This window comes from Frankia tisae (assembly GCF_025403405.1).
Classification (GTDB): Bacteria; Actinomycetota; Actinomycetes; order Frankiales; family Frankiaceae; genus Frankia; species Frankia tisai.
Window position 1 is genome coordinate 1 of the sequence record NZ_JANEZT010000391.1, and the last position, 6,047, is coordinate 6,047.

A 6,047-nucleotide genomic window follows, 5' to 3' on the forward strand; every position below is an offset into this window, starting at 1 on the left:
CTCGCAGGCCGGGACGCGAGCCCTGTGCACGCCCCCCGGCCCCGCGTCAAGCCCCACTCGATCCGTAAGGGAGCTTCACCGTGGCCCGACCACGCCTGCTGCGCGCCGCGACCGGCCTCGTCCTGGTCGCCGCGCTGGCATCCGCGTGCGCGACGTCCTCCTCCACCCCGTCGAGTGCGACCGCCGCCGGTTCCGGCACGACCGCGACGATCCCCGAACTCGCCCCGGACCAGAAGGTCTCCATCGTCTTCGAGAGCTACAACCTCACCAGCACGGGCACCTGGAAACCGGTCATCGAGGGACTGCTGCACGACTTCGAGGCCGCGCATCCCAACATCACCGTCAAGGGCCAGCCGCCGCAGGGCACCACGCCGAACGGCGACTACACCAGCAGCGTGAAAAACCAGGTGCTCGCCGGCAACCCGCCGGACGTCGCCCAGGTCACGTTCGACGCGCTGCGGTTCGTCGCCGGCAGCCTCGGCGCCCAGCCGCTGAACACCCTGGTCGGACGGGACGCCGTGCAGGCCAACTTCGGCGGCGCCCACCCGTTCGCCCCCAAGGCGCGCACCCTCGGCGACGTCGACGGCAAGACCTACGCGATGCCCTACGTCTTCTCCACCCCGGTGCTCTGGATGAACAAGACGCTGTTCACCCAGGCGGGACTGGACCCGGCCAATCCGCCGAAGACCTGGGCCGACGTCAAGAACGCCGCGCTCGCCATCAAGTCGAAGACCGGCAAGGACGGCATCCTCGTCGACTGTGTGACGAAGGCCGCCGTCTGGTGTTTCCAGAGCCTGGTCCGTTCCTCGGGTGGCCGGGTGCTGTCCCAGGACGGCAAGTCCCTGCCGTTCGCCGACGCACCGGCCGTTTCGGCGGTGTCGACCATGGCCGACCTGTCCCACAGCGGCGCGATGCCCAATCTGGACCAGACGCAGGCGTTCAAGGCGTTCAGCAGCGGACAGCTCGGCATGATGCTGGAGACCAGCGCGGTGCAGGGGTTGTTCATGGCCGGCGCCAAGACGAACAACTGGGAGCTCGCCGCCTCCCAGGAGCCGTCGTTCGGGTCGAAGCCGGTCGTCCCCACCAACTCGGGCTCGGGCCTGGCCATCTTCAGCAAGGACCCGGCCAAGCAGCGCGCTGCCTGGGAACTGATCAAGTTCTTGACCAGCGACCACGCCTATACCCAGATCTCCTCGAAGATCGGCTACCTGCCGCTGCGCACCGGGCTGATCGACGACCCGAACGGCCTGCAGGCCTGGGCGAAGGCGAACCCGCTCATCAAGCCCAACCTCGACCAGCTCGCCCAGCTGCAGCCGTGGGAGTCCTTCCCCGGCGACAACTACCTGCAGATCAGCGACACGATGATGTCCGCGGTCGAAGGCGCCGTCTTCGGCGGCAAGAACCCCGCCTCCACCTTGGCCGCCGCGCAGAAGCAGGCCACCTCGCTCATGCCGTCGAAGTGACCACGTTGAACACGACGGCCACCGACACCGACACCGTCGGCGCCACCGACACCACCGGGGAGGCGGTCGCCGGCAGCCCGCAGCCGCGCCGCGACCTGCCGCTGGCCGGCACGATCAACCTGCGGGACGTCGGCGGGTACCGCACCGCCGACGGCGGCCGGCTGCGCTGGCGGACCCTGCTGCGCTCGGGCGCCCTGCGTGGCCTCGACGGGCCCGGCCAGGCGGTCCTCGCGCAGCTGGGCCTGCGCACCGTCGTCGACCTGCGCGAGGACGCCGAGGTGACGCACGACCCGGACCGGCTCGGACGGCTGGCCGTCGAACACCGCCGGGTACCCGTCTACACCGTGCCGGCCACCCGCGCGGCCGCCCCGGCGATGGCCGGCGAGCCGGTCTCCGCCGGGGCGGCGGCGGGGCTGGCGGCCGTCCACGCGGCCGGTGCCGGCGGCGATCTGCGAGCCATCTACGACTACACCGTCGACCAGCGGGGCGAGCGGCTCGCGGCGGCCGTCCTCGCGCTCGCCGCGCCGGGGGCGCTGCCCGCGATCGTGCACTGCAGCGCCGGCAAGGACCGCACCGGCATGGTCGTCGCCCTGGTCCTCGACCTCGCCGGGGTGCCGGCCGAGGTGATCGCCGAGGACTTCGCGCTGACCGCCGACTTCCTGCGCGACGAGGCCGCGGCGGCCGTGCAGAAGATGTCGGCGCGGGCCTCCACGGACGGCGCCGAGCTGCCCGCCGCGCTGCTGGCCAGCCCGCCGGAGCTCATCCGGCACGCGCTCGACCGCATCCACGCCAGCCATGGCGACGCCCGCGGCTACCTGCTCGCCCACGGCGCGACGGCCCACGCCCTCAACCGCCTCGTCGACGCCCTCGTCGTGCCGGCGGACCGGCCCGTCGTCGGTGCCTGACCCGAAAGCCGCCCTCCGGCCCGAAAGGACACCCGTGCTCCCCCTTCTCGACCCGACCACGCACACGCCCACCCACACCCTGATCCAGATCAGCGACACCCACATCGTCCGCCCGGGCGAGCTGCTGCACGACAAGGTCGACACCTATGCCGCGCTGTCGTCGGTCCTCGCTCAGATCGAGGCGTCCACGCTGAAGATCAGCGTCCTGCTGCTCACCGGTGACCTCGCCGACAGTGGCGACGTGCTGGCCTACCGGCGGCTGCGGGAGCTGGTGGAACCCGTCGCCACCCGGATGGGGGTGCCGGTCCTCTACGGGATGGGCAACCACGACGCGCGTGGTCCGTTCCGGGACGGCCTGTTCGGCGCGGAGCCGACCACCGAGCCGCACGACTACACGCACTGGGTCGGCGACCTGCGGATCATCGTTCTCGACAGCACCGAACCGGGCCAGCACGGCGGGTTCCTCAGCACCGCCCAGCTGCGCTGGCTCGCCGACGAGCTGGCCACGCCGGCGCCCGCCGGGACGGTGCTGGCCCTGCACCACCCACCTGTGCCCTCCCCGATCGCCATGGTCAACACGCTGCTGCTCGCCGAGCCGCAGAACCTCGCGGACGTCCTCGCCGGCAGCGACGTGAAGATCGTGCTGACCGGGCACGCCCACCACGCGTCGGCGGGCGTGCTCGGCGGGGTGCCGGTGTGGGTGGCGGGCGCCACCGCCTACCGGGCCCAGGTGATCGGCCCGGCGGACCGGATGACCGGACTGGTCGGTGGCGAGTACACCCGGGTCGACGTCTACCCGCAGGGCGCGGTTGCCACGACGGTGCCGATCGCCGCCGCCGAGGTCGTCTATGACATGACTCTCGACGACCTCAGCCGCCTCGCCGCCGAGCACGCCGCCTCCACCACCTCGACCGCCTCCACCTCGACCGCCTCGACCGCCTCCGCCGCCGTCTGACCCACCCAGTGCCAGCCTGATCACGGGCGTCTGGGGTGCCCGTCCGGGATCCGCCCGGGCGGGCGTCCCGGCCACCCCGCACCGGAATCGGCGTCGGCCTGTCGGAAGGATGTTCCAGATCGTGTTCGTCGAAGTCGCGTACTCCGGCGCCCTGCGGGTCCCCGGCGCCGGCGGCGGCGCGGTGACGGTCCCGGCCAGACCGGTCGAGGCACTGCGCCCACCGCTGGCCCGCCGGGCGGTCGCCGCCCTGCCGCCGTATCTCTACCTGCTGCCCGGGCTGGCCTGCCTGGCGGTGTGGACGTACAAACCGGTCATCGAGGCCGTCCAGCTGTCCTTCTACCACTGGAACCTGCTGCCGACCTCCCCGCGGACCTACGTCGGATTCGAAAACTACAAACGGGTGTTCACGCTGCCGCAGCTGCGCGGCGCCGCCAAGAACACGCTCTGGTACATCCTCGGCCTGATCCCGTTCGCGATCATCCTGCCCACCGCGATCGCGCTGGGAATCCGGAATCTGGGCGGCCGCTCGCGCACGACATACCGGGCGCTGATCTTCCTGCCGATGCTCATGGCGCCGGTCGCCACGGCCGCGGTGTGGCGCTGGCTGCTGGACCCCCAGGGAATCGTCAACCACGCTCTCGGCCTCGGCTCCTACAACTGGTTGCGCGAGGAACGGACGGCGCTGCTCGCCATCCTCGCGATCTGCGCCTGGCAGATTCTCGGCTTCGCGACCCTCGTCATCTCCGCCGGCCTGACCGGCATCAGCGCCGACTACGCCGAGGCCGCCGAGATGGACGGCGCCTCCCGCTGGCAGGTGACCCGCTGGGTGACACTGCCACTGCTGCGCTCGACGCTGCTGTTCATGCTGCTGATGACGGTGCTGCTGTCCGCGCAGTGGACGTTCCCGCTCCTCGACATACTCACCCAGGGCGGGCCGGCGGACTCCACCACGAACGTCTACTACCTGCTCTGGGAGTACGGCTTCCGCAGCCTCGACTCCGGTCTCGCCTCCGCCGCCGGCATCTCGTTCTTCGCCGTCTTCGCCGTCGTCGCCGCGCTTCTGGTGAAACTCGCAGACCGTTACAGCTTCGCCGACAACTGACCGGGGCCGCGCCGCCCCGACCGGCGCCCGTCCATCCCCGCCGACCCGAGGACGCGAATGATGAGCAGCATGCGGACATCCCGCCTGCGGGCCGCGACCAGCCATTCCATGCTCGCCTTGTTGAGCCTGATCAGCGTTTTCCCGGTGTACTGGATGATCGCGAGCTCGTTCCGCCGCCCCCAGGACCTCTACGACCAGTCGTTGCTGCCCTGGCCGCTGAGTGTCGGTAACTACCGGCAGGTCTTCGACAGCCTCGACGTCGTGGGCCTGCTCGGCAACACCCTCGTCATCGCCGTCGTCACCGCCGCTGGTCAGCTGGTCATCTGCCTGCTCGCCGCGTACGCCTTCGCCGCCTGGGACTTCCGTGGCCGCACGGTGCTGTTCATGGCGTTCGTGGCGACCTGGCTCATCCCGTTCCAGGTGACGATGATCTCGAACTACCTGGTGCTGTCGAATCTGGGCCTACTGAACACGCTGGCGGGCGTCATCGTGCCGAACCTGTGCTCGGCGCTGGCCGTGCTCATGCTCCGCCAGCACATGCAGGCGTTTCCGCGCGAGCTGCTCGACGCGGCCCGCATCGACGGACGCGGGTCGTGGACGACGCTGTGGACGGTCGTCGTGCCGAACCTGCGCCCGGCGCTGGCGTCGCTGTCGATCCTGCTGTTCATCTCCGCCTGGAACGAGTACTTCTGGCCCGCGCTGGTGCTGCAGCGCGCGAACTCGGTCGTGCAGCTCGGCATCCGCGGCTTCCTCACCGCCGAGGGCGACGACTGGGGCGCGGTGATGGCCGCCTCGGGCCTGGCCTGCCTACCGGTGTTCGCGCTGTACCTCGTCATGCAGCGCCAGGTCATCGACGCCTTCGTCCGCTCCGGCCTGCGCTGAGAACGCACAGAACCGGTGGTGGGTCCGGACGGACCGCTGCCATGCTGGGCGCCATGACAGGGACGCCCCCCGACTGGGCCATGCCGGTGCTCGTCGGTCGCCGCGTGCGGCTGGAACCGATGCGCGCCGACCACGTCGACGGTCTGGTTCGCGCCGCCACCGAGGACCGGCGGACCTACGGTTTCACGGACGTCCCGGCGACCCCGGAGGCGATGGCGCGCTACGTGGCGGCCGCCGTCGCCGAGCGGGACCGCGGCCTGGCGATCCCGCTCGTGCTCCGGGAGCGGGGCGCCGATCCCGGCAGCTCCGACCGGATCGTGGGCGCCACCCGGTTCCTCGACCTCGGCTTCTGGCGGCCGGCGGCGGACCCGGCAGGACCTGACCCGGCGGGACCTGACCCGGCGGGGGCAGGCGGGGCGGCGGGGACCCCGCCGTCGGTGGCCGAGATCGGGGGGACGTGGCTGGCAGCCTCGGCCCAGCGCACGGCCGTCAACACCGAGGCGAAGCTGCTGCTGCTCGGCCACGCCTTCGGCACCTGGGCTGCGCTGCGGGTGTGCCTGAAGACCGACGCACGCAACGCCCGCTCCCGCGCGGCGATCGAACGGCTCGGCGCCCGCTTCGAGGGTGTCCGCCGCGCCCACGTGCTTGCCTTCGACGGCACGGCCCGCGACTCCGCCTACTACTCGATCGTCCGCGCCGAATGGCCCGGCGTGCGAGCCGGCCTCCTCGCCCGCCCGGCC

Annotated in this window: 6 protein-coding genes; all 6 read left to right on the top strand. The window is 71.7% G+C overall.

Annotation, left to right across the window (positions count from 1 at the left end; translation table 11 throughout):
* Positions 1-80 precede the first annotated feature (80 nt).
* Positions 81-1,463 carry an ABC transporter substrate-binding protein gene (locus NBZ85_RS26315; protein ID WP_261560558.1) on the top strand — a complete coding sequence of 461 codons (1,383 nt, stop codon included), beginning with the start codon at positions 81-83 and terminating at the stop codon, positions 1,461-1,463.
* Entirely contained in the window at positions 1,460-2,368 is a 909-nt protein-coding gene (locus tag NBZ85_RS26320) for a tyrosine-protein phosphatase (RefSeq protein WP_372517818.1), read from the top strand. The genes NBZ85_RS26315 and NBZ85_RS26320 overlap by 4 nt, the downstream gene beginning before the upstream one ends.
* 34 nt (positions 2,369-2,402) lie before the next feature.
* Positions 2,403-3,323, top strand: coding sequence for a metallophosphoesterase family protein (locus NBZ85_RS26325; RefSeq protein WP_261562802.1), 921 nt, complete (start codon positions 2,403-2,405; stop codon positions 3,321-3,323).
* A gap of 121 nt (positions 3,324-3,444) precedes the next feature.
* The gene (locus NBZ85_RS26330; protein WP_372517822.1) at positions 3,445-4,425 is read left to right on the top strand and encodes a carbohydrate ABC transporter permease; all 981 of its coding nucleotides are present in this window, start codon (positions 3,445-3,447) and stop codon (positions 4,423-4,425) included.
* A gap of 60 nt (positions 4,426-4,485) precedes the next feature.
* Positions 4,486-5,307, top strand: coding sequence for a carbohydrate ABC transporter permease (locus NBZ85_RS26335; protein WP_261560634.1), 822 nt, complete (start codon positions 4,486-4,488; stop codon positions 5,305-5,307).
* 53 nt (positions 5,308-5,360) lie between these two features.
* On the top strand, positions 5,361-6,047 hold a 687-nt coding region (locus NBZ85_RS26340), incomplete at its 3' end, for a GNAT family N-acetyltransferase (RefSeq protein WP_261562803.1).

Excerpts from the sequence above, each read along its gene's own strand:
- NBZ85_RS26335 (WP_261560634.1), top strand. The coding sequence starts at position 4,486 with ATGAGCAGCATGCGGACATCCCGCCTGCGGGCCGCGACCAGCCATTCC.